This window comes from Mesorhizobium sp. WSM4809, from assembly GCF_055811655.1.
Genome location: NZ_JBVVQW010000008.1, coordinates 38,373 through 61,344, shown reverse-complemented (window position 1 = coordinate 61,344; position 22,972 = coordinate 38,373). Strand labels below are relative to the sequence as shown.

Here is a 22,972-nt window from a genome sequence, read left to right as displayed (position 1 = left end):
CCGGTCACGAAACCGGCGAGGCGCCGCCGATCCTCCGGGATCGGCGTGCCCATCGCCAGGTCGCGCTTCCTGATCATCGCGGTGGCCGTGTTCGTCGGGCTCGGCCTTGCCTGGTGGGCGGCGACCGGACTGGGGTTGGTAAAGCCGATCTTCCTGCCGTCGCCGGGCAGCGTAGCTATGCAGATCGCCAAGCTCGCGACCGACGGCACGTTGTGGCTGGACCTCAAAGCCTCGATGTACCGTATCTCCATCGGCTTCCTCATCGCCTCGGCCCTGTCGATACCGATCGGCGTGCTGATCGGCAGTTTCCGGTCCTGGGAAGCGGCCATCGAGCCGCTGGTGGATTTCATCCGTTACATGCCGGTCGTCGCTTTCGTGCCGCTCTCCATCCTGTGGGCGGGCACCGGAGATTCGCAGAAATTCCTGATCATCTTCATCGGCACCTTCTTCCAGCAGGTGCTGATGATCATGGACAATGTGAAACGGGTTCCAGCCGATTTCATTGGCCTTGGGCGTACACTCGGCTTGCCGGATCGCAAGATCCTGACGCGCATCGTCGTTCCCAGCGCCTTGCCGGGCATCTGGGATACGCTGCGCATCAGCCTCGGCTGGGCATGGACCTGGCTGGTGCTGGCCGAACTTGTCGCCGCGACTTCGGGGCTCGGCTATCGCATCACCGTGTCGCAGCGCTATTTCCAGACAAACACGATCATCGGCTACATCCTGCTGCTCGGCCTGCTCGGCCTCATCACCGACCAGGTGATGAAGGCGCTGGAAAAGGTGCTGTTCAAGCAAGAGGGCCGCTCGCAATGAGGTCCAGCCGATGAGCCCCCCCAAATTGCGGATCGCCGGTCTCCACAAGAGCTTCGGCACCGGCGAGCGGCGCACGGAAGTGCTGCGCGACATCAATCTCGATCTTGCCGACAACGAGTTTGTCTCCCTGGTCGGCACGTCGGGCTGCGGCAAGAGCACGCTGCTGTCGATCGTGGCCGGACTGCAGGACTTCGACGCCGGCGATCTCAGCATCGATGGCGCGCCGATCCTGCAGCCGGGTCTCGACCGTGGCGTCGTCTTCCAGTCCTACACGCTGCTTCCCTGGCTGACGGCGCGGCAGAACATCGAATTTGCCCTTAAGGCCGCCGGTCACGATCGCCCGACCTGCCGCAGGATCGCGCTGGAGCATCTCGAACTCGTCAAGCTGTCCGACAGCGCCGACCGCTATCCGGCCGAACTCTCGGGCGGCATGAAACAGCGCGTCGCCATTGCGCGCGCGCTTTCCTACCGGCCCAAGATGCTGTTGATGGACGAGCCATTCGGCGCGCTCGATGCCTTGACCCGGCATCAGATGCAGGAACTGCTGACCCAGATCTGGGAGGAACACAGGTTGACCGTCCTGTTTGTCACTCATGATGTGGAGGAGGCCGTCTATCTGTCGGACCGCATCGTCGTCATGGGGATCGGCCCGGGACGCATCACGCAGACCTTCAACGTCGATATTGAGCGCCCGCGCCGCGAAGAGGTGATGGAAAGCCCTGCATTCATGGATCTGCAGCGCGGCGTGCACAAGGCCATCCGCGAGGGTTCAAAACGCCCCGAAATGGCGTAGGCGCCTGTGGTCATCAGTAGGCCCAATCACGTCGCCTTGCCGACCGCCGCATCCAACTCCAGCTCGCCTTCCGAAATGTCGTCGAACGAGGCGTAGTTCATGTTGTAGAGGCGGGCGTAGAGACCTTTCCTTGCCATTAGCTGTTCGTGGTTGCCGCTTTCGACAATCTCGCCGTTCTGCAGCACGATGATGCGGTCGGCGCCGCGGATGGTGGCAAGACGGTGGGCGATGACCAGCCCGGTGCGGCCTTCCAGCAGGGTGATCAGCGCCTTCTGGATCAGCATCTCGGTGTAGGAATCGATGCTGGCCGTGGCTTCGTCGAGCACCAGGATCTTGGCGTCGGCCACCAGTGCACGCGCAAAGCTGATCAGCTGGCGCTGGCCGAGCGAGAGATTGCCGCCGCGCTGCTCGAGTTCGGTATCGTAGCCATCGGGCAGGTTCTCAATGAAATCGTGCGCGCCGACGGCCTGTGCGGCGCGCACCACCTCTTCGCGGCTGGCTGACGTCTTGTGGTAGCGGATGTTTTCCAGCACCGAGCCGGAGAACAGGAACGGCTCCTGCAGAACCATCGCCACCTGATCGCCGAGCGAATCCTGGGTCAGGTCACGCACATCATGGCCGCCGACCAGAACCTCGCCCGACCAGACATCGTAAAAGCGGTGCACCAGCGCCATAGAGCTGGACTTGCCCGATCCGGTAGGGCCGACAAGGGCCACGGTCTCGCCCGGATTGACGCGAAAGGAGATGGCCTTCAGCACCGGCTGGTTCGGCCTATAGCCGAAGGTGACGTTCCTGAACTCGACCGAGCCGTCCATGTCGCGCGACAGCGCGATAGCACCTTCCTTGTCGCTGACGTCGACCGGCACGTCGAGCACTTCGGAGATGCGCTGGCCCGAAGCCATGGCGCGCTGCATGACGCTGTATTGCATGGTCAGCGAGCGGATCGGGTCGAAGAAGCGCTGGATGTAGAACAGGAACGCCACCATGACGCCGGTGTCGAGGCTGTGCGACAGCACCATCGAACCGCCGACGACGATGACGGTCGCCATGGCGATGCCGGTCAGCGTATCGACGATCGGCACCATCACCTGCGCGTATTTCGCCGAGGTCAGATGGGCATTGAGATTGGCCAGCACCTTCTCGTCATAGAGGTCGAAATTGACGTGCTGGCGCTCCAGGCTCTGCACGGTGCGCACGCCATGGATGCCTTCGGCCAGCGCGCCATTGGCGATCGAGTTGGTTTCGTGCGCGGCCATGAAGGCGACCTTGGCGCGCGGCAGCCAGAACAGGCGCACGATGAACAGCACCGGCATGGTCGACAACGTCAGCAGGCCGAGCCGGAAATCCAGCCACAAAAGCACGCTGACGATGCCGAACAGCAGCACGATGTCGCCCACCGACATGACCGACGTTTCGAGGAATTCCTGCATCGAATTGACGTCGCCCTGCAGACGCGACATCAGCCGCCCGACCTCGGTCTTGTCCATGAAGCTCAACGAGACACGCTGCAGATGGCTGAACATGGCGCGGCGCAGGTCGGAGAGCACGTTCTCGGCCACTTTGCCGACGACGCTTTCCTGCACATAAGAGGCGGCATAGTTGATGAGGATGATCGCCGAGAAAGCGCCGATCGCGGCGATCATCACCGACTGGTCGAGCTTGCCGGCCGTCATGCCGTGGTCAATGGCGTAGCGGATGACCAGCGGGATCGCCAATTGGGTCAGCGTGAACACCAGTACGGCGGCGACCGAGATGAAGATCCGGCTCTGATACGGCTGCACGAAGCTCCAGATGCGCCTGACGATGCGGGGGTCGTAGGCCTTGCCGAAGACTTCTTCCTCGTCGCGATGCGAGCCCACGACGGCCCTTGTCGGCCGGCGGCTGGTATCTTCCTTGTCGTCGTCGGCCTGTGTCGACATCATGCGGCTCCCGCCACGACAGGCCGGTCGTCGTCCGGCCGCAGCTGCAAATCATACAGCGCGCGATAGCGCCCACTGAGCGCCAGCAATTCCTCATGCGTGCCGCGCTCGACGATCCGGCCGCCCTCGACGAACAGGATCTGGTCGGCATGCATCAGCGAGCTCAGCCGGTGCGAGATGATGAGCGTGACGCGGTCCCTGGCGAAGCGCTTCATCGCCGCCCGGATGCGCTGTTCGGTACCGGCATCTATTGCCGCGGTCGAATCGTCGAAGACCAGCACCGATGGCCGCAGCATCAGGCTCCGCGCAATGGTCAGGCGCTGCCGCTGGCCACCGGAAAGCGACGCGCCGCGCTCGCCGACAACCGTGGTGTAACCGGCCGGGAGGCCCATGATGTAATTGTGCAGCTGGGCGTACTCGGCTGCCTGCCCGATGCGGGTCTCGCGCGCCCAGGGATTGCCATAGGCGATGTTGTTCTCGATCGAGGTGGTGAACAGGAACGCGTCCTGCTGCACGACGCCGACGGCCTTGCGCAGCGATTTCACCGTCACCTCACGAATGTCCTGGCCGTCGATGGTGATCGAACCCGAAGTCACGTCGTAGAAACGCGGGATCAGATGCGCGATGGTCGACTTGCCGCTGCCCGGTGGGCCGACAATGCCGATGGTCTCGCCGGACCGGGCCTCGAAGGAGATGCCGGACAGTGTCGACCGGCCGCCCGCGCCCTCATAGCGAAAGCCGACATTGTCGAAGCGCAGCACGCCGTCGCTGACGACGAGATCCCTGGCGCCGGGCGCGTCCTCGATGTCGAGCTCGGCGTCGAGCAGTTCGAACAGCCGGGTGCCGCAGGTCGAGGCGCGCGCGAAGGAGTTGACCATCAGCCCGAGCTGGCGCACCGGCATCTGCAGGATGGTCATGAAGGTGAGGAACTGCGCCAGCGTGCCGACGCTGATCTGGCCTGCGATCACCTTCTGGCCGCCGAACCACAGGACCAGCCCCATGGCGGCCAGGAACGAGAAATTCATGGCGCTGGTGTTGGCGACGCGGATGTCGACGCGCTGATTGGCGAGGTCCAGTGCATCGCGCTTGGCGCGATCGAATTTTTCCAGCTCATGCCGCTGCGCTGCGAAAGCGCGCACGACACGGATACCGCCGAGGTTCTCATCCATCACCCGGCTCAGCACCGAGAGGCGCTCCTGCAACGTCAGCCAGGTGCTGCGCAGTTTGAGCTGGGTGACCGAGGACCGCCAGGCGACGAAGGGCACGAAGCTCAGACTGAGCAGCCCGAGCACGGGATCGGTGCTGATCAGGAGATAGGCGCCGACGCCGATCAGCACGCCGAGCAGCACCACGCGCAAAATGCCAGTGGAAAAGAACATGCGCACGCCGTCGAGATCGAGCAGGCCGAGCGTGATGAGATCGCCGGTGTGGACCCTGTCGTGGTAGGCGAAGCTCAGGCGCTGGATCTTCTCGTAGAAAGCCAGGCGCAGTTCATAGCCGGTGCGATGGCCGACGGCCTCGCCATAGTAGTTCTGCGCCATTGTGAAGAGGCCGCGCAGGATCGAGACGACGAGCAGCGTCAGCGCCGTATTCCACAGCGCCTGTTCCGCAGCAGTACCGGCCCCGGCCGCCATGACGCCCTGCGCCTGGTCAATGGCGCGTCCCAGCAGGCGTGGGATGAAGAGCTGCAAGGTCGCGGCGATGAAGGTCGAGACGATGGTGATGGCGACCTGCCAGGGATGGCGCAGCGTCATGCGCACGATGCGGAGCAAGGTGCTGAGGCCCTTGCCCCAGGAGGCTTCCGCCACATGGGCAAACGATTTGCCGCGCTCCGGTGCGCCGCCGATTGCTTGCGTGTTCAAGGGAAATATCCAAACCAATCCGGAGGTTAGTCCGGACTAATAAAGCAGACTCAATTCAGATGGCGCGATGTTACGCGTGTCCGACTTGGCCGTTCAAGAGCCAATTCCGGTATCGCACTGTGCCTGAACGGAAAGCGAGCATGCGACTGCGATCCGGCTGGCACCAGCGACGGAATCCTCTTGCTGAAGGGCGTTGGCCGGACGAGGCCAGCATCCGGCTGTACGCAAGCGACGGCCGGACGGCGTGCGATCTTCCATCCGGCCGGAATCCGGTCTGCTAGAGCCGGATGATTTCAGGTCGAATCGAGCTGAAATCTGAATCCGTCTCTAAATCAAAGAGATAGAGTATGATGTCGTCCGAAAACCGCTTCACACTTTTCGGCATCATGCTCTAGGCAGGTATCAGGACGGCGATACGATGGACGCCGACCTCCTTGCTTGTATTCGTCGCCTCGTCGGTCTTGCCCTTGGCGCAGGTGTACATGTCGCCTTCCTTGAGCTTGAATTCCTTGTCGGCTTTCTTGATCGTGAACGCGCCTGAAGTAATGGTGCAGACCATGTCATTGTCCATCACCATCTGAGGCGCGTGTGCGCCGGGCTGGAACACCACGTCGACGATTGCGATGCTCTTGTAGGCGGGAATGTCGGAGTCGCCGGTGCTGACCTCAACCACCCTGACACCGGGCGCAATCTCCTTGCCTTCCTTCGGGCCGTATTTCTTGACCTTCGCTGATGCCGCCAGGGTGAACAGAGGCGTTATCGCGGCAGCCGTCACACCCAGAGCAATTGCAGACCTGCGATTCATGGTTTTCATCGCATCCTCCCACATGTTCGTCACGAACGAATGTGCATGACCGCAATATATTAGCACAGACGAATATATTTGTATGCGAGGAAGCGCCCAACTAAAGCATGGCCGCGTGAACTTCGCAGTAGCCGTCGGAGAGGTTCCATACATCGACGATTTGCTTGCCGCTAAACCCCGCTGCTGCGGACCTTCGTACTGCTGTTGAGCCGTTCAAAAACCCTGGCCGTGCCGCCAGCAGGTGATCCGGTGGCCGGGCGCGACCTCGTTGGCGGGCGGTTCTGCCTTTCTGCAGTCGGGCAGGACCAGGGGGCAGCGATCGGCGAAGGCGCATCCGGTGTTCGGGACACCGGTGGCCTCGATCTCGGCTGGAGCGGATAGTTTCGGCTCGGCCTCATCGGAAGAAGCGGCCAGCAGCAGGGCCGTATAGGGGTGGTTGGGACCTTTGAAAATCTGGTCGGATGAACCGGTTTCGACCAGGCGTCCGCGATAGAGCACGCCGATCCTGTCGGCCATGTAGCGCACCACCCTGAGGTCGTGGCTGATGAACAGATAGGTCGTGTCCTTGTCGCGCTGCAGGTCGTTGAGCAGGTTGAGAACGGTCGCCTGGACGGAGACGTCGAGCGCGGAGGTCGGTTCATCGAGCACGACGACCTTCGGCACGCCGGCGAAGGCGCGCGCGATCGCCGCCCGCTGCCGCTGGCCGCCGGACAGCGAGCGCGACTTCTGCTCGGCGGTAGTGCCGGCGAGGCGAACCGAGCCCAGCAGGTCGCCGACGCGGGCTCTCACCTCGCTGCGGCGCAGGCCGGCGAGCCGGCGCAGCGGGCGGCCGAGGATGCGGCCGATCCGCTGGCGCGGGTTGAGCGTGCGATCCGGCGACTGGAAGACCATCTGCACGTCGCGGCGTTCGGCAAGGTTTCTCTTCTCGACGCGCGGCGCGACCGTCCTGCCGAACAGCTCGACCGATCCGGCATTGGGCATCTGCAGGCCGGTGACGATGCGTGCCAGGGTCGACTTGCCCGAACCGGACTCACCTATCAGCCCGAAGGTTTCGCCCTGGCCGATGTCGAGATCGATGCCGTGCAGCACTGGCTGGCTGCCGAAGACATGGCTGATGCCTTTGCAGGCGATCGCGATCCGGCGTTCTTTTGGCAAGCCGGCGTCTTCGCCTTGCGCTGTGGGGTGCGCTGGCATGCCGTCCTCCGCCAGTCTTCCGTCCCGCTTGGTGTAGTTGAGCGCCGGGATCGAGGCGATGAGCGCCTTGGTGTAGGCGTGAGAGGGGTTGTCGAAGACATCGCCCGCAACGCCGCTTTCGACCACGGTTCCCGCCTGCATCACCGCCACCCGGTCGCAGGAGCGGCGGATCATGTTGATGTCGTGGCTGATCAGCAGGATGCTGGTTTTGTGATCCTTGCGCAGGTCGGAGAGGATGGCGATGATCTCGGACTGGACGCTGGCGTCGAGCGCCGTCGTCGGCTCATCCAGCACCAGCAGCGACGGGTCGAGCGCAATCGCGATGGCGATGTTGGCGCGCTGCTGCATGCCGCCGGAGAGTTCGTGCGGATAGAGATCCAGCACACGCTCCGGATGGCTGACGCGGACCCGGCCGAGCAGTTCGGCCGCACGCTCGCGCGCCTCGTCGAGGCGAACCGGGCGGTGCCGCATGATCGTCTCGGTGATCTGCCGGCCGATCGTCATGCTTGGATTGAGCGCCGCGCCCGGATGCTGGTAGACGGCCGCGATTTGATTTCCCCTGAGCCGGCGGAGCTGCTCGGCGGAAAGGTCGCGGATTTCGCGGCCCTGGAATTCAAGCGCTGAGGCCGCGATACGGGCGTTCTTCGGCAGATAACGCAGGATGGCGAGCGCCACAGAGCTTTTGCCCGATCCTGACTCGCCGACCAGGCCGAGCGCCTCGCCTTGGCCTATGTGCAGCGACACGCCGCTGACGGCGGGATGTGATCCCTTGCGCCCGTCATAGGCGACGGACAGCTGGTCTACGTTCAGAACCGAGGAGGACATGGGGACTTGAAACCACTTTCTTCCAGCGCCGCCATCGAGGGCAATCGCTTCCGCTTTCGGAGTGCATTATCTCTATAAAATTACTCGGATTAAGCCGAAGCGCAATCTACCTTTCATGCCTCAGGAGAGATTGTCGCCGTCTGCCGAGGCAGCGCGACGGTCTCCGGAGCAGATCTGGAAGGAGGCCGTCATGGCTCGAGACCACATGATCCTCAGCGCATTCTTCTTCAACCCGCAGGGCGATCACCGGATGTCGTGGCGCCATCCCAGGGCGCCGGAACGGGAGGTGCTGGACTTCGAATTCTACCGCGATCTCGTGCAGGCGGCCGAGCGCGCCAGGATCGACACCATCTTCGTCGCCGACCACGTTTCGATTTGGGATTCGGTCAAGAGCGGCGTCGCCCACTACGCCAATGCGCGCCTCGAACCGCTGACGCTGCTCTCGGCGCTGGCGGGCGTGACCAAGCATATCGGCCTGATCACCACGGCATCGAGTTCCTACAGCGAGCCCTACAATGTGGCGCGCATGTTCGCCTCGCTCGACCACATCAGCAAGGGCAGGGCGTCGTGGAACGTCGTCACCTCGGCGATGGACGAGGAGGCGCGCAATTTCGGCCGCGACGGCAATATCGAACATGCGTTCCGCTACGAGCGTGCGGCCGAATTCCTCGATATCGTCAAAGCGCTGTGGGACAGCTGGGAAGACGAGGCGCTGCTGATCGACAAGGCGTCGGGCTATTTCGCCGACCCCGACAAGGTCCACCCCGTCGACCACAAGGGCAAGCATTTCAAGGTGCGCGGGCCGCTCAACGTCTCGCGGCCGCCGCAAGGCCATCCGCTGATCGTCCAGGCCGGATCCTCCGAAGACGGCAAGAACTTCGCCACCGCACAGGCCGATGCGCACTTCGCCATCTACAGCACCAAGGAGGATGGCATCAAATACCGTCAGGATATCAACGAGCGGCTGGCCCGCCACGGCAGGCGGCCGGAGAGCTTCAAGATCCTGCCCGGCATCCTGCCTGTTGTCGCCGCCTCCGAAGCAGAAGGCCGGGAAAAGCAGGAATACCTGCAGACCTTGCTGCCGGATCAGGTCGGCATCGACCTTCTGTCCAGCTGGAGCGGGTTGGACCTGTCGCTGTTCCCGCCGGACGGGCCATTGCCGCCGCTGCCGGACGAGAGCACGTTCAACGGCGGACGCACGTCGCTCAACCGGGTCAAGCAATGGGCGAAGCAGAATCTCAGCCTGCGCGAGATCGCCCGCAAACTCGCCAACAGCGGTTCGGTGCCGACCGTCGCCGGCACGCCGGTACAGATCGCCGACCAGTTGCAGGACTGGTTCGTTTCCGGTGCCGCCGACGGCTTCAACCTGATGTTCCCACTGCTGCCCGAGGACTGGGTGAATTTCGCCGAACAGGTGGTTCCGGAGCTGCAGCGGCGCGGCGTGTTCCCGACCGAATACGCGCCGGGAACGTTGCGCGACCGCTTCGGCCTGGCGCGACCAGCCAATCGCTTCGCCGAACAACGCGACAATGCGCGCGCGGTGTCCTGACGTCAGGCCGGGAGAACGATCATGACCGTTGCACCAAGATTGCAGCCCCGCGAAGCCACCGCGCCGCAGCTCGTCAATGTCCTGCACAGCCCCAAGCGCGTGCGCGTCAAGTTCGGCGGCCGCACCATCGCCGACAGCCGCAACGTGCTCGTGCTGCGCTCCAACCATTTCCTGCCGATCTATTTCTTCCCGCCGTCAGCGGTCGACCCGTCGGTGCTGAGACCCTCACTGCATCGCGAACCGCACCCGGTCGGTGGCGAAACCGCCTATTGGGATATCGACAGCGGTGACAGGCGCAGCGCCAACGCGGCCTGGGCGTTCGTGTCGCCACCGGATGAAAACCTGGCGCCTCTGGCCGGCCGCATCGCCTTCACCTGGAAAGCCGTCGACCAATGGTTCGAGGAGGAAGAGGAAGTCTTCGTCCACGCCCGCGATCCCTACGCACGCATCGATGTGCTGCAGAGCTCCAGCCATGTGCAGGTCTGGTTCGACGGCGAGCCGATCGCCGACAGCCACCGCCCGGTTCTGCTGTTCGAGACGCATCTGCCAACGCGTTTTTATCTGCCCGCGGAAGACATCCGGCTGGAGCGGCTGACGGCGTCCGTCACAACGACGCGATGTCCTTACAAGGGCATCGCCTCCTATTGGTCCGGCCTGCTGAGCGACGGCTCGGTGCGCCCTGACATCGCCTGGAGCTACCGGGATCCCATAGAGGAAATACCCAAGATCAAGGGCCTCATCGCCTTCTATCCGCAGGCCGTCGACCGCATCCATCTCGACGGCGAACCCGTCGCATAGGTTTTCAATCTTCATTTCAGAGCAGGGGTTTGACATGACCAAACGCAGAGATATCGACGCAGTTCGCAACCTGTCGGGGGACATCTGGAATGTCGCCGTCGATGAATATCAGGGCGGCTTTCTCAAACGCCGCGATCTCCTGAAATATGCAGCACTGCTCGGCTTGACCGGCTTTGCCGCCTCGCAGGGGCTTGGAGGTGCGCGCGCCGCGGCCGCTGCCGGCGGCACGGTTCGCGTCGGGCTCGGCCAGCCGACCAAGGCGATCGATCCGGTTTCGGTCACCGATCCGGCCAGCATCGGGGTGATCAGCCAGGTCGGCGAGTATCTGATCCTCGACGATCCGAAGGATGGTCTGCAGCCGAAGCTGGCTCTGTCCTGGGAAGCAAACGAGACGGCCAGTCGCTGGACCTTCAAATTGCGGCCAGGGGTGAAATTCCACGATGGCCGCGCGGTCACCGCTAGGGATGTTGTGGCGAGCTTCGAGCGGCTGGTCGATCCGGCCAGCGGCTCGTCGGCGCTGTCCGCCTACAAGGGCATCCTGTCCAAGGGCGGCGCCAAGCTGGTCGACGACGAAACCGTCGCCTTCGACCTCGATGGCCCAAACAGCAACTTCCCCTTCTATGTCTCCTCAGACGTCTACAACGCCGTCATCCTGCCGGCCGACTATGCCGGCGATTTCGAGAAGAATTTCAACGGCACGGGTCCGTTCAAGCTAAAATCCTTTCGTCCCAAGCAAGGCGCCAGCTTCGTTCGCAATGAAGACTACTGGGGCGACAAGGCGCTGCCCGACCGGGTCGAGATCAAGTTTTTCGACGACGAGCAGGCGCAGGTGCTGGCGCTGCAGGCCGGCCAGCTCGACGTCATCCCGAGCACGACGCGCCTGGAGCTGGCGATCGAGGGCAATCCCAATTTCAAGCTGCTGAGCGTGCAGGCAAGCTCGCATGACCAGGTGCATCTCAGAACCGACCAGGCGCCGTTCACCGACAAGCGCATCCGCCGCGCGCTGGCGCTCACCATCGACCGCGAGGCGGTGGTCAAGGGCCTGCTGAAGGGCCGCGCCATCGTCGGCAACGACACCCCGTTCGCGCCGATCTTCCCATCGGCGGATCCGTCGGTGCCGCAGCGCAAGCAGGACATTGCGGAAGCCAAGCGGCTGCTCGGCGAGGCGGGTGTGCCGAACGGCTTCGAGGTGACGCTGACCACCGAGCGCGCCTATGACATTCCCGACTATGCGGTGATCATCCAGAACTTCGCCAAAAAGGCCGGCATCGACGTCAAGCTCAATGTCCTGCCACAGGACGCCTATTACGGCTCGGCCACCTTCGGCAGCTCGCCCTGGCTGGATTCGGTGCTCGGCATCACCGACTACGGCCATCGCGGCACGCCCGACATCTTCCTCAACGCCACGCTGAAGAGTTCGGGAGCTTGGAACGCGGCGCATTTCAACAACCCGGCCTATGATGCGCTGCTGCTCGACTACTCTAAGGCGCGTGATCTGCAGGCACAGCGCCTCGTTGCCGGCAAGATCCAGACCTTGCTGCTTGACGAGACGCCGGCGATCATCAGCTACTTCTCGCAATACAGCCGGATCGTCAGCTCGAAGGTCGAGGGCGTGCGCTTCACCGCGATCTCGCATCTGCTGCTCGACCGCGTTTCCTTCGTCCAGGCATGATCGCGACATGCTGACCGGTCGCATTCTGTCAGCGCGTCTGGGCACACTTGTCCTCACGCTGTGGCTGGTCAGCATCCTGGTGTTCTTCGCCGGGCAGGTCCTGCCCGGCGATGTCGGCCGTGTGATGCTCGGGCCTTTTGCCGATGCGCAGGCGGTGGCGGAACTGAACAAGCGGCTGGGCGCCGATCAGCCGGTTCTCGTCCAGTACTGGCTCTGGTTCAGCAAGGCCGTCACCGGTGACTTCGGCACCTCGCTGTCGATGCGCGGGCCGGTGGCGCCCTTCGTGCTGGAAAGCCTCAAGCGCTCCGCCGCCCTTGCCGGCATTATTCTGATTTTTCTCATTCCGCTTGGCGTTGGTGCCGGCGTCGTTGCCGGTCTCAATGCGGGCCGCTTGATCGACCGGCTGATCGTGATGGCAGGCGTCTCCTTCGGCATTGTGCCTGATTTCGTTTCTGGCCTGATGCTGCTCATCGTTTTCGGCCTGTGGCTGAACTGGTTCCCGATCTCCGGTGTTGCGCCCGATGGCGCGGGCTTCTGGACGCATGGCTATTATCTGATCCTGCCGGCGCTGCCGCTGGTGCTGAACCTTGCCGGCTACATCGCCCGGATGACGCGGGCAGGGGTGATCGAGGCAATGGCCGCCGATTATACGCGCACCGCCGTCCTGAAAGGGCTCGAGCGGCGCGAGATCATCTTTCGGCACGTGCTGCGCAACGCGCTGACGCCGACCATCGCGGTGCTGGCGACGCAGACCGGCTACATGCTTGGCGGGCTGGTGGTGATCGAGGCGCTGTTCGGCATCCAGGGGCTTGGCAATCTGGTTCTGAATGCGGCCAAGGCACGCGATTTCCCGATGCTCGAGGCCGGGGTGCTGGTGATGGCGGCAATCTTCGTGCTGTCGGCGGCGGCCGGCGACCTCGTACTGGCGCTGCTCGATCCGCGGCAACGCCGCCGGACCTCGCCATGACAGATCTGGCGGAGTTTCCCGCACCACCGCGCTCCGTGGCCGGCTTTCCGGCAGTGCGCCGGATACGCAGTGCTTTCGCCGGATTGCCGCCGTCGGTCGTGGTCGGATCGCTGCTGCTTCTGTTCTGGGTCGTGTGCGCCATAGCAGGCAACCTCTTCGTTCCCTACGATCCCTATGCCGAGGATTTCCTGGCGATGCTGACGCCGCCCGACGCGCTGCACTGGTTCGGGACCGATCAGCTCGGCCGCGACGTGCTGTCCCGCATAGTCGTCGGATCGCGCGACATCCTGCTGGTTGCGCCGCTGGCGACGCTGGCCGGTGTCGCCGCCGGCAGCATCATCGGGTTGGTGCTCGGCTATTTCGACGGCCTGGTCGATGCCATCGGCGCGCGGCTGCTCGATACGCTGATGGCGTTTCCGTTCATCGTTCTCGTCACCATGACGCTGGTGGCCATCGGCCCGTCCAATCTAACGGTCATCCTGGTGATCGGCATCGCCTACGCGCCGCTGGTGGCGCGCACCGTCCGCGCCGCCGTGCGCGAGCAGAAGGAGCGCGACTATGTCAGCGCTGCGCGGCTTGGCGGCGAGGGCCCGCTCGCCATCATGTTTCTGGAGATACTGCCCAACATCAGGGAAACGATCTTGATCGAGCTGGTCACAAGGCTGGGCTACGCGTTCTTCTCGATCGCGACGCTGAGCTTTCTCGGCCTCGGCATTCAGCCGCCATCGGCCGATTGGGGGCTGGCCGTCGCCGACGGCTATGGTTTCCTGACCGGCGGCAAATGGTGGGTCGTCGTCTTCAATTCCGCGGCAATCGTCTCGCTGGTGATGGCAACCAATCTGATCGCACAAGGCATCGGCGCCTTCGAGAATAGCGATGCATGAGCCTTGATCGGGCGTGTCGAAAAATCTCTTTTGCATTGAAGCCTGACGCGCATCCTTATATCGCATGGCTATGAAGAAAATCGGTTTCCTGTCATTCGGGCACTGGACGCCCTCGTCGCAATCGCAAGTGCGCTCGGCTTCGGACGCGCTTTTGCAATCCATCGAGCTGGCGATCGCCGCCGAGCAACTGGGGGCGGATGGCGCCTATTTCCGCGTGCATCATTTCGCCCGCCAGCTCGCGTCGCCGTTCCCGTTGCTGGCAGCCGTCGGCGCCAAGACCAGCCGCATCGAGATCGGCACCGCCGTCATCGACATGCGCTACGAGAACCCGCTCTACATGGCCGAGGATGCGGGCGCTGCCGACATCATCGCCGGCGGCCGCCTGCAGCTTGGCATCAGCCGTGGCTCGCCCGAGCAGGTGATCGATGGCTGGCGCCATTTCGGCTACGCGCCGCCGGAAGGCCAGAGCGACGCCGACATGGCGCGGCATCACGCCGAGGTCTTCCTCGAGACGCTGCGGGGCGAGGGGTTCGCCCAACCCAATCCGCGGCCGATGTTCCCCAATCCGCCCGGCCTCTTGCGCCTCGAGCCGCATTCGGAGGGTTTGCGCGAGCGGATCTGGTGGGGTGCGGCCACCAACGCCACGTCGGAATGGGCGGCCAAGCTCGGCATGAACCTGCAGAGTTCGACGCTCAAATTCGACGAGAGCGGCAAGCCGTTCCATATCCAGCAGGCCGAGCAGATCCGCATCTATCGCGAGGCCTGGAAAGCGGCCGGTCACAGTCGCGAGCCGCGCGTCTCGGTCAGCCGCAGCATCTTTGCGCTGGTCGACGATCGCGACCGTGCCTATTTCGGCCACGGCAATGAGAGCCGCGACCAGATCGGCTTCATCGAGGAGAACACCAAGGCGATCTTCGGGCGCAGCTACGCGGCCGAGCCGGATGTGCTGATCAAGGAATTGGCGCAGGACGAGGCGATCGCCGAGGCCGACACGCTGCTGCTCACCGTTCCGAACCAACTTGGCGTCGACTACAATGCGCATGTCATCGAGGCGATCCTGACCCATGTCGCGCCGGCGCTTGGCTGGCGCTGACGCCGGATCGATCAGGGCGGAGTTCCAGGGAGGTACACAATGCCAAAGAAGGCCTTGATCGCCTGGGGCGGCTGGGAGGGCCACACGCCGGAGCAGAGCGCGAATATCGTTCGCACCTTGCTTGAGCGAAACGGCTTCGACGTCACGCTCGGCCAAGGCACCGCGATTTTCGCCGATCCGGAGCTTGCTTCCTTCGATCTCATCGTGCCCGTCATCACGATGTCGACGATCGAAAAGGCCGAGTTGCAGAACCTGACGCTTGCCGTTCGCGGGGGAAGCGGGCTCGGCGGTTTCCACGGCACTATGGGCGACAGTTTTCGCAACGAGCCCGACTATCAGTTCATGACCGGCGGCCAATGGGTGGCGCATCCCGGCAACATCATCGACTATACTGTCGCGATCACCCGGCCGGACGATCCGATCACAAAAGGCATCAGCGATTTCGCCTACCGGTCGGAGCAATATTACATGCATGTCGACCCAAGCAATGAGGTGCTGGCGACCACCACCTTTACCGACGCGCATTTCCGGGCATCGGCGGCGTTGTCATGCCGGTCGTCTGGAAACGGCGCTATGGAGCGGGGAAGGTTTTCTACAGTTCCCTTGGTCACACGGCGGATGAGTTCGCGGTGCCGGAAATGGCGCTGATGGTGGAGCGGGGTTTGCTTTGGGCGGCGCGGGGGTAGCCTCTGTCAGTCACCAATTGCGAAAGGCGAGCGGCGAACTGCGGAGGCAGCGAGGTCTGAATTCCTGCAATGGCTAGAAAGTCGGCCGCTGTCGAACTACCATCCGGTGAACAGCAAAGGGGGGTGGAATGGATCATCAGCGGACAGTATTCTTGGTCGGAGGGGGCACGGGCGGAGACGAGGAAGCCGTGTTTACGCTGCATGTAGAGGGCGCCGTCTGCAGCCTGACATGCGGCTACCGGGACAAGGTGATCAGGGCCGAAGAGGAAGATTTTTTCGAAGCTCTGTTCCAGATCCGTCAGGGGCTCGAAGCCGATGGTTTGCTGCCCTTCTGCTACGGGGCGAGTGCCAATGTTTATCCCGAAAATACCGTGATGGAGAAGAGTCGCGGATTGATGGCCTGCAAGGTGACGATGGGGCGATTTCCCCAAGAGACGGATCTGGTCGACATATTTGACGATGGCGTCGACGTGGTTCCGGTTTTCGTCCACATTCAGCAGGAATTTTGGGAAGAATGGCTGGCCTCTCTGCCCTCCTAGTGCCCAGCACTCATTTTATCCCGCCGGTGACCGCAAAGGCGCCAGCGGTGCGCCCATCCTCCAGCCGCACCACCGCCGTCACGATCGAACCGTAGGAGCCACGCCAGACGCTGTGGAAGCGCTGATGCTCGGCGGCCGGAATGAGGGCATGCCCGCTGAGGCGCGCACCGCTTCGCTGCAGCACGACGACCTCTCCGTTGACATGCACCTGGATGTTGGCCGTTTCGGCGGCCTCGCCGGGCAGTTCGAGCGTGATGACGATCTCGTCCTGATCGCCGGAAGGCCGCGTCTCGGCGGCAAGCGTGATCGCGAACGCTGGCACCTTGCTGTCGCCGGCTCGGGCAGGACGGCCTGAAAACACATCGTCGTCAAGTTCCGGCGTGCGCGGCGGGCAGGTGCGGCGCTGCGTGGAGCGTTCGAAGTCGCCGGCCATGCGCAGCAGTCTCTCATCGTCATAGGCCTTGCCGGCAAAGGTGAGGCCGACCGGCATGCCGATATCGGCCATGGTTCCCATCGGCACGGTGACGGTGGGGATGCCGAAATGGCGCCAGACCAGATTGCCGTTGGCGACCCAGGTGCCATTGCGCCAGGCAAGGTCGGCGGACATCTCATCAATATCGGCATCGGCCGGCCCGACATCGGCGGCGGCAGGCAGCACCACGGCGTCGATGCCTTGCGCGTCCAGCCAGTCCTCGAAATCGATCCGCCTTGTCGCTTCCAGTCCCTTCAGTCCCTCTTCCAGCGTTGGAATGTCCACGAAGGGCGTGACGCCGGACCATGCCCGCTCGACATATTCCCTCAGGTCGAAGCCGCCTTCATAGCGATCGGGCAGCGTGCCGGGCGGCTGCGGGAAGATCTTTGGGCCGTCGACCGAAACGAGATCGGGCAAGGCCGGGTCGACATTGGCGCGCAAAAAGTCGTCCCAGCCCCAGATGCAGAGATCCCAGAGTTCGCGCTCGGCGAACTCCTGGGGCATCAGCCCGCGCTCGACCATGGTGCGAGCACCCGGGCGGTCGCGCTCATAGTTGGAAACGACGGGAAAATCGACCTCGACCACCTCGGCGCCAAGCCGCGTGAGATCGGCCGCGGCCCGCTCCCACAGGGCAAGCACCGAGGCGCGGGTTTCGATCGGCGCATCGGCCTCGCTGTCGCGGCCGATATACATTCTGGGCACGCCCAGGCGCTTGCCTTTCAACGATCCCGCCAGTGCGAGATCGGTATAGCGGGGCGGCCGCATATCGGAGCTTTTCGGCAGCTTGACCCAGGGCTGCGCGCGCCAGAAATCGCCTCGCGTCTCGGGATCGTCGGCGACGATGATGTCAAGCAATTCGAGCATGTCGGGCATTGTCCGCGCGTGCGGCACCACGACATCCATGGTCGGCACCAGGGGCCAGTTGCCGCGCACCGAAATGACGCCGCGCGACGGCGTGTAGGCGACCAGCGCATTGTTGGTGGCCGGCGCGCGGCCGGACGACCAGGTCTCCTCGCCAAGCCCGAAGGCGCAGAAGCTGGCCGCCGTCGCCGTGCCGGAGCCATTGGACGAGCCCGACGCGAAGGCGGCGGTCAGATAGTCGCCATTGTAGGGGCTCTCGGCGCGACCGTAGACGCCGCGCTGCATGCCGCCATTGGCCATTGGCGGCATGTTGGTCAGCCCGATCAGCACGGCGCCGCCGGCGCGCAGCCGGGCAATGGTGAAGGCGTCCTCATTGGCGATGAGATGCTCGAAGGCGGGCGAACCGGCCGCCACCGTCAGGCCTGACACCTTGTAGCTGTCCTTGGCGGTGTAGGGGATGCCGTCGAGCGGTCCGAGCACGGCGCCGTTGCGGCGGCGCCGGTCGGAGGCTGCCGCCTCCTCGAACATATCAGGATTGAGCACTGGGACGGCATTGAGGCTGATGCCGTGGCGGTCGAAATGCCCGATGCGCCTGAGATAAGCCCCGACCAGTTCGACGCTGGTGACGGTGCCGTCATCAAGCGCGCGGCGCAGTTGGTCGATCGTCGCTTCGACGAGATGAAGGCTGGCATCGGTCATCACAGGTTCCACATTTCCACGCACCATGGATGAGCGAGGCAGCTGGCTTCGGCAAGAGCCTATCGCGGTCTGCTCCGGAACTTTTGTCCGGCTGGCGGTTTTGGATGTATGGTGTGATTCCGGAATGGCCAGGAGGGTATTGGCATGACCACCAAATGCGTTGCGATCCTAGCTCTCGCTGTCGCCATGGGCTCAAGCGCTTGCGCCCCGGCTTTCGCTGGCGACCGGCACCACGACCGCCGGGTCCAATCCGAACGCTACGTTCCCGCCGAAGGCGATCTCATCGACATCCTGTTCGGCGGCCCGCGCTACTACGATCAGCAGTTGGTGACGACGGCGGCCGGCGCGTGCTCCTACCATCGCGTCGGACCCGACGCGAATGCGGTGAACAAGATCAACGATCATCACTGTGGGAAGTAGGCGGCAGGCAGCGCCTCAGCGCCCGTCACTCTCCTTCATCCGCTCGATGATCTCGGCCATCAGCGCCAGGTCGCGGCGTGAATCGGCGAGGTCGGTCAGAGGCTTTGTGCCTTCGGTGATGTGGCGGTGGAAAATCTCGAGTTCATTCGAGAAAGCATCGCCGTAGAGAGGCCCGAAGGTTTTCGTCACCGGGCCGAGCGGGCCGGCATCGGTGACCTCCAGCCGCGTCGGCAGGCTTCGGATGTAGGGCGTGTCGTAGAGAATGCGCACACGCCTGGTGTTCGAGCGCACCTCGATCATGGCGTCGAACAGGCCGAGATCGTCGACCACCGCGTCGTAGAGACAAGCGAAATGGCCGTAGTCGAAGGTGACTGATGTGTTGGCGCCGCCATTGGTGCGGTGCGCGGCCAGCACGCGCGCCGGCTCGCCGATCAGCCCGCGCATCGCCGAAATGTGATGCGAGGAAAGTGCCGTCAGCCCGCGATAGGCGCGCACCAGATCGGCCGGCGCGTCGGCGCCGACCACCTCGCGGATCAGCGCGTCGCGTTCGCTTGCGCCACGCGCCAGCAGGGTAGGGTCTATGTCGTTGGGATAGAGGACGTTCTGGCTCTTCTTGAGAAAGTGCCGGCCTTCCGAGATCAGGTCGAAGATTCGGACATGGGTGATGTCGGCGTATGCCGGCAGTTCGTCCCTGGCCGCCAGATAGGCCGGCGCGTAGCGGCGCATATAGCCGACGAACAGGGTCTTGTCGTAGCCCGGCATCAGCGCCAGCAGATCGTCGATTTCGCGCACCGTCAGGCAGGCGGGCTTTTCCAGCAGGATATGCTTGTTGGCTGCAATCGCCGCCCGCACGAAGCGGCTGTGGGTGTCGTCGGACGACAGCACGAACACCGCGTCGATGTCGGGCGAACTAATCAGCGCCTCGGCCGTGTCGAAGGCCTTTGCCGTCGTAAATTCAGAGGTGACGAGTGACACCAGGCTGGGCGACACGTCGTACACGCCCGCGATCACCCAGCGGTCGCGCTGATCGCCCAGCACAGGCAGATGGATCGACTGCGCGACCTCTCCAAGACCTATCAGTCCGACACGAATTGGTGCCACAGGCGAACTCCCTTTGATTTCAAGTCTGATGCTGCAGGACTATGCCGCGCCGGTTACCAGCGCGACGAGCTCGTTTCCGGACGTTTCGGAAGCGCGCACGGTCGCCGCCATCTTTCCCGCCCGCATCACCCAGATCTGGTCGGACAGGCGGCGGACCTGATCGAAATTGTGGCTGACCAGGATGACTGAGACCGACTGCTCGCGCAGACGCCGGATCAGAGCCTCGACATTGGCGGTCTCCTGCACGCCGAGTGCTGCCGTCGGTTCGTCCATCACCACCAGCTTGGCGCCGGAGCCGACAGCGCGGCAGATCGAGATCGCCTGCCGCTGGCCGCCCGACAAGCGCCGCACACGCTGGTTGATCGACGGCACGTTGATCGACAGCCGCGACAGCATGGAACGGGCCTCGCGCTTCATCGCCTTGCGATCGAGGAAAGCGAACGGCCCGATGCGGCGCACGATCTCGCGGTTGAGGAACAGGTTCTGCGCGACCGTCAATTCGTCGATCAGCGCCAGGTTCTGGTGCACGGTCTCGATGCCGGCCTTGCGTGCCTCGTCGGGGTTGGCGAAGGGCCGCGCCCGGCCGTCGAAGAACAAATTGCCGGTGTCCGGCTGATGCACGCCGACCAGGCTGCGGATCAGCGTCGACTTGCCGGCGCCATTGTCGCCGATGACGGCGGTGACCTCGCCGCGACGGGCCTGGAAGGCGACGTCGGTGAAGGCGCGGATGCCGCCGAAATGCTTGCTCAGCCCTTCGCAGGCGATGATCGCCTCAGCGGCGGGGATGTGATGGGGCGCGCTCATTTCTGATACCGCATGATCAGGGCCGCCAGCACCACGATGGCGCCCACGGCAAGCGGTTGGTAGAAGGCCGAGACGTTGAGCAAGGTCAGGCCGTTGACGAGTGCTGTGAGCATCAGCGCGCCGATCGCCGGTCCCAGAATGCTGGCGCGGCCGCCGAACAGGCTGACGCCGCCCAGCACCACCGCCGCCACCGAGTTCAAGAGCAGGCTGGTGTTGATCTGCGGTTCGGCCGAGCCGATGCGGGCGACCAGAAGAATGGCCGCGATGCCGGCGCAGAAGCCCGAGATTGTATAGGCGGCGATCTTGACCCGGTTGGTGCGGATGCCCAGCGCGCCGGCACTTTCGGTCTGGCCGCCGGTCGCCAGCAGATGCACGCCGAAGCGTGTGTGGTAGAGTGCGATATGCGCGACGATGACGGCTGCGATTGCTACCCAGACCGGATAACCGAACGGTCCGAGCGAGCCGGAAGCGAGCCTGAGCAGGAAGGTCGAGCCGACCATGGTCGGTTCGCCGCCCGACAGGATGAGGCCAAGGCCGGTGATGCCTGACAGCGTGCCGAGCGTCACCACGAAGTCGGGGATCTTGCCTGCGGTGATGATCAGCCCGTTGAGGAAACCGACGGCGCTGGTGGCGAGAACCGCGAGCCCGCAGGCGACGAAGATGCCGTAGCCGGCGGCGTTGACGAGGCCGAGGATGATGGCGCCGAGCATGACGGCTGCCGCCAGCGACAGGTCGATGCCCGAGGTGGCGATGACGAAGGTCTGGCCGATCGACAGCACCACCAGGATCGCCGCCGCCAACAGCAGCGCCTGCAGATTGGCGACGCTGAGAAAGACCGGCTGGGCGATGCCGAAGACGATGACGAGGCCGACCAGGCCGACGACGGATGCCCAGTCGGCCCAGAAGGACGGATCGAGGAGGAGAGCCGCCAGGGAGGGACGGCTCTCCTCAGCACCCGCCGAATGGGCGGCGGGTGCGTTGTCTGCTGGTGTGCTCACTTCAGCATCTCGCGGAAGGGATCGGGATAGTCGCCGCCGGGCCGCGGGAAGTTCTTCAGCGAGGCTTCGGCATTGTCCTTGTTGATCAACAGCACCGGCGCCGGCACGTTGGCCGGCAGTTCCTTGCCCTTGGCGGCCACTGCACAGGCCTCGAGGCCCATGGCGCCGACAACATAGGGATATTGGGCGACGGTGGCGGTGAGTTCGCCTGCCGCAATCGACTTGAGCGCGTCGACGATGCCGTCGAGGCCGATCACCTTGACGTCCTTGCCCGAGGTCCGCACGGCGCGCTCGACGCCGAGCGCCATGATGTCGTTGGCGGCGAAGAAGCCGGCGAGATCCGGGTGCGCGGCGAGAATATCGGTGGCGGCGGTCAGCGCCTTTTCGCGATCCCAGTCGGCGCTGACCATCACCACGATGTCGAGTTTGCCTTCCACCGCCTGCTTGAAGCCCTTGATGCGGGCGTTGGAGCCGACATCGCCGATGATGCCGGCGACCAGCGCGACCTTGGAGCCCTTCGGCACCAGCTTCAGCATCTCTTCGCCGGCCAGCGCGCCGGCGGCGACATTGTCGGTGCCGATATAGGTCGAGACGGCAAAGCCGGCGGCCTTGGCCTGTTCGGGGTCTATGGTCGAGTCGATGTTGACGATCGGCTTCTTCTTCTGGGCGACCGGCACCAGCGCCTGGACGAGATTGGAGACGCTGATCGGGTTGACCAGGTAGCAATCGAAATCCTGCATGGCCATGGCGGTCAGGCGGTCGGCCTGGCCGGTGGCGTCACCCATATTGGCGGCGGCCTGGACGCTGACATTCACGCCGTTTGCCTTGGCCTGTTCCTCGATGCCCTTCTGCATGGTCTGGAAGAACGGATTGTCGAGGCCTTTGACGATGGCCGCGACTTTCGCCGTATCCTCGGCATGGGCGGGCGCTGCGACGATGGCTGCAAGCATGCCTGCGCCAAGCAGGTTCGTGCCAAGCTTCAGGCAATTGAACATACGCATGGTTTTTCCTCCTCCTGATTGTTTTATGGGCTGCATCAATGTCGCTGTCCGGTGACTGCAATGTTAGACGGCGCGCAAGCGACCCCGGCGCCTGGCGCGATGGTCCCGCCAACAGATTGCTGCCCGCTTTGGAATGTGCGGACTGCAGCCGAGGTTTGGGCACTTTTCGATGTCAGGCATTGCTCCTCCCAGAGCGCCGGCCGATGCCAATCCGGCG

19 protein-coding genes and 1 pseudogene are annotated in these 22,972 nt (G+C 63.9%); 11 read left to right on the top strand and 9 right to left on the bottom strand.

The window, feature by feature from the left end; translation table 11 throughout:
- Positions 1 to 45: 45 nt before the first annotated feature.
- Together AC0L24_RS20620 and AC0L24_RS20615 are read left to right on the top strand one after the other, a co-directional pair.
- Positions 46 to 813 carry an ABC transporter permease gene (locus AC0L24_RS20620; protein ID WP_189526244.1) on the top strand — a complete coding sequence of 256 codons (768 nt, stop codon included), beginning with the start codon at positions 46 to 48 and terminating at the stop codon, positions 811 to 813.
- Positions 814 to 823: 10 nt separating this feature from the next.
- Positions 824 to 1,606 carry an ABC transporter ATP-binding protein gene (locus tag AC0L24_RS20615; protein WP_352675079.1) on the top strand — a complete coding sequence of 261 codons (783 nt, stop codon included), beginning with the start codon at positions 824 to 826 and terminating at the stop codon, positions 1,604 to 1,606.
- A gap of 26 nt (positions 1,607 to 1,632) precedes the next feature.
- Here AC0L24_RS20615 and AC0L24_RS20610 read toward each other — a convergent pair whose 3' ends face one another.
- The 4 genes from AC0L24_RS20610 to AC0L24_RS20595 form a co-directional block, all read right to left on the bottom strand.
- Entirely contained in the window at positions 1,633 to 3,525 is a 1,893-nt protein-coding gene (locus AC0L24_RS20610; RefSeq protein ID WP_473564114.1) for an ABC transporter ATP-binding protein, read from the bottom strand.
- Positions 3,525 to 5,387, bottom strand: a complete 1,863-nt coding sequence (locus tag AC0L24_RS20605; protein WP_473564113.1) for an ABC transporter ATP-binding protein — start codon at positions 5,385 to 5,387, stop codon at positions 3,525 to 3,527. The genes AC0L24_RS20610 and AC0L24_RS20605 overlap by 1 nt, the downstream gene beginning before the upstream one ends.
- Positions 5,388 to 5,778: 391 nt before the next feature.
- The gene (locus AC0L24_RS20600) at positions 5,779 to 6,201 is read right to left on the bottom strand and encodes a cupin domain-containing protein (protein ID WP_127809706.1); all 423 of its coding nucleotides are present in this window, start codon (positions 6,199 to 6,201) and stop codon (positions 5,779 to 5,781) included.
- A gap of 204 nt (positions 6,202 to 6,405) precedes the next feature.
- A complete protein-coding gene (locus AC0L24_RS20595; protein ID WP_473564112.1) occupies positions 6,406 to 8,211 on the bottom strand; it encodes a dipeptide ABC transporter ATP-binding protein in 1,806 nt (601 codons plus the stop codon).
- Between the two features lie 190 nt (positions 8,212 to 8,401).
- Here AC0L24_RS20595 and AC0L24_RS20590 point away from each other — a divergent pair, with 190 nt between their 5' ends.
- The 8 genes and pseudogenes from AC0L24_RS20590 to AC0L24_RS20555 all read left to right on the top strand — a co-directional run bounded on the left by AC0L24_RS20590 (position 8,402) and on the right by AC0L24_RS20555 (position 16,399).
- The gene (locus AC0L24_RS20590) at positions 8,402 to 9,760 is read left to right on the top strand and encodes an LLM class flavin-dependent oxidoreductase (RefSeq protein WP_127809708.1); all 1,359 of its coding nucleotides are present in this window, start codon (positions 8,402 to 8,404) and stop codon (positions 9,758 to 9,760) included.
- A gap of 21 nt (positions 9,761 to 9,781) precedes the next feature.
- On the top strand, positions 9,782 to 10,558 hold the full coding sequence (locus AC0L24_RS20585) for a DUF427 domain-containing protein (protein WP_127809709.1): 777 nt from the start codon (positions 9,782 to 9,784) through the stop codon (positions 10,556 to 10,558).
- 34 nt (positions 10,559 to 10,592) lie between these two features.
- Positions 10,593 to 12,230 carry an ABC transporter substrate-binding protein gene (locus tag AC0L24_RS20580; protein ID WP_127809710.1) on the top strand — a complete coding sequence of 546 codons (1,638 nt, stop codon included), beginning with the start codon at positions 10,593 to 10,595 and terminating at the stop codon, positions 12,228 to 12,230.
- A gap of 7 nt (positions 12,231 to 12,237) precedes the next feature.
- Positions 12,238 to 13,197, top strand: coding sequence for an ABC transporter permease (locus AC0L24_RS20575; RefSeq protein WP_127269148.1), 960 nt, complete (start codon positions 12,238 to 12,240; stop codon positions 13,195 to 13,197).
- Entirely contained in the window at positions 13,194 to 14,081 is an 888-nt protein-coding gene (locus AC0L24_RS20570; RefSeq protein ID WP_127326506.1) for an ABC transporter permease, read from the top strand. Before AC0L24_RS20575 ends, AC0L24_RS20570 begins: the two co-directional genes overlap by 4 nt.
- A gap of 70 nt (positions 14,082 to 14,151) precedes the next feature.
- Positions 14,152 to 15,174 (top strand): LLM class flavin-dependent oxidoreductase, encoded by a 1,023-nt coding sequence (locus tag AC0L24_RS20565; protein ID WP_164873964.1) that lies wholly within the window; start codon positions 14,152 to 14,154, stop codon positions 15,172 to 15,174.
- A 39-nt stretch (positions 15,175 to 15,213) separates the two neighbouring features.
- Positions 15,214 to 15,860: pseudogene (locus AC0L24_RS20560) on the top strand (ThuA domain-containing protein).
- A gap of 128 nt (positions 15,861 to 15,988) precedes the next feature.
- Complete coding sequence (locus tag AC0L24_RS20555; RefSeq protein ID WP_127396571.1) at positions 15,989 to 16,399, top strand: hypothetical protein; 411 nt, start codon at positions 15,989 to 15,991, stop codon at positions 16,397 to 16,399.
- A gap of 10 nt (positions 16,400 to 16,409) precedes the next feature.
- Here the strand turns inward: AC0L24_RS20555 and AC0L24_RS20550 are convergent, their stop codons facing one another.
- Entirely contained in the window at positions 16,410 to 18,431 is a 2,022-nt protein-coding gene (locus tag AC0L24_RS20550; RefSeq protein ID WP_292679726.1) for an amidase, read from the bottom strand.
- Between the two features lie 144 nt (positions 18,432 to 18,575).
- Between AC0L24_RS20550 and AC0L24_RS20545 the strand changes: the two genes are divergently transcribed.
- Complete coding sequence (locus AC0L24_RS20545; RefSeq protein ID WP_127269574.1) at positions 18,576 to 18,851, top strand: hypothetical protein; 276 nt, start codon at positions 18,576 to 18,578, stop codon at positions 18,849 to 18,851.
- 15 nt (positions 18,852 to 18,866) lie between these two features.
- On the opposite strand, the gene AC0L24_RS20540 is transcribed toward AC0L24_RS20545, so the two are convergent.
- Genes AC0L24_RS20540 through AC0L24_RS20525 form a run of 4 tightly spaced genes read right to left on the bottom strand, consistent with a single transcriptional unit; the run spans position 18,867 to position 22,755 of the window.
- On the bottom strand, positions 18,867 to 19,952 hold the full coding sequence (locus AC0L24_RS20540; protein ID WP_127809713.1) for a Gfo/Idh/MocA family protein: 1,086 nt from the start codon (positions 19,950 to 19,952) through the stop codon (positions 18,867 to 18,869).
- Between the two features lie 39 nt (positions 19,953 to 19,991).
- On the bottom strand, positions 19,992 to 20,756 hold the full coding sequence (locus tag AC0L24_RS20535) for an ATP-binding cassette domain-containing protein (protein WP_127396575.1): 765 nt from the start codon (positions 20,754 to 20,756) through the stop codon (positions 19,992 to 19,994).
- Positions 20,753 to 21,754 (bottom strand): ABC transporter permease, encoded by a 1,002-nt coding sequence (locus tag AC0L24_RS20530; protein ID WP_127809714.1) that lies wholly within the window; start codon positions 21,752 to 21,754, stop codon positions 20,753 to 20,755. The genes AC0L24_RS20535 and AC0L24_RS20530 overlap by 4 nt, the downstream gene beginning before the upstream one ends.
- The gene (locus tag AC0L24_RS20525; protein WP_127381869.1) at positions 21,751 to 22,755 is read right to left on the bottom strand and encodes a sugar ABC transporter substrate-binding protein; all 1,005 of its coding nucleotides are present in this window, start codon (positions 22,753 to 22,755) and stop codon (positions 21,751 to 21,753) included. Before AC0L24_RS20525 ends, AC0L24_RS20530 begins: the two co-directional genes overlap by 4 nt.
- Between the last annotated feature and the right edge of the window lie 217 nt (positions 22,756 to 22,972).

Bases quoted from the DNA above. Each gene is read 5' to 3' on its own strand.
- AC0L24_RS20615 (WP_352675079.1), top strand. From the start codon at position 824: ATGAGCCCCCCCAAATTGCGGATCGCCGGTCTCCACAAGAGCTTCGGC.
- AC0L24_RS20610 (WP_473564114.1), bottom strand. From the start codon at position 3,525: ATGTCGACACAGGCCGACGACGACAAGGAAGATACCAGCCGCCGGCCG.
- AC0L24_RS20600 (WP_127809706.1), bottom strand. From the start codon at position 6,201: ATGAAAACCATGAATCGCAGGTCTGCAATTGCTCTGGGTGTGACGGCT.
- AC0L24_RS20595 (WP_473564112.1), bottom strand. From the start codon at position 8,211: ATGTCCTCCTCGGTTCTGAACGTAGACCAGCTGTCCGTCGCCTATGAC.
- AC0L24_RS20590 (WP_127809708.1), top strand. From the start codon at position 8,402: ATGGCTCGAGACCACATGATCCTCAGCGCATTCTTCTTCAACCCGCAG.
- AC0L24_RS20585 (WP_127809709.1), top strand. From the start codon at position 9,782: ATGACCGTTGCACCAAGATTGCAGCCCCGCGAAGCCACCGCGCCGCAG.
- AC0L24_RS20580 (WP_127809710.1), top strand. From the start codon at position 10,593: ATGACCAAACGCAGAGATATCGACGCAGTTCGCAACCTGTCGGGGGAC.
- AC0L24_RS20575 (WP_127269148.1), top strand. From the start codon at position 12,238: ATGCTGACCGGTCGCATTCTGTCAGCGCGTCTGGGCACACTTGTCCTC.
- AC0L24_RS20570 (WP_127326506.1), top strand. From the start codon at position 13,194: ATGACAGATCTGGCGGAGTTTCCCGCACCACCGCGCTCCGTGGCCGGC.
- AC0L24_RS20565 (WP_164873964.1), top strand. From the start codon at position 14,152: ATGAAGAAAATCGGTTTCCTGTCATTCGGGCACTGGACGCCCTCGTCG.
- AC0L24_RS20555 (WP_127396571.1), top strand. From the start codon at position 15,989: ATGGATCATCAGCGGACAGTATTCTTGGTCGGAGGGGGCACGGGCGGA.
- AC0L24_RS20550 (WP_292679726.1), bottom strand. From the start codon at position 18,431: ATGACCGATGCCAGCCTTCATCTCGTCGAAGCGACGATCGACCAACTG.
- AC0L24_RS20545 (WP_127269574.1), top strand. From the start codon at position 18,576: ATGACCACCAAATGCGTTGCGATCCTAGCTCTCGCTGTCGCCATGGGC.
- AC0L24_RS20535 (WP_127396575.1), bottom strand. From the start codon at position 20,756: ATGAGCGCGCCCCATCACATCCCCGCCGCTGAGGCGATCATCGCCTGC.
- AC0L24_RS20525 (WP_127381869.1), bottom strand. From the start codon at position 22,755: ATGCGTATGTTCAATTGCCTGAAGCTTGGCACGAACCTGCTTGGCGCA.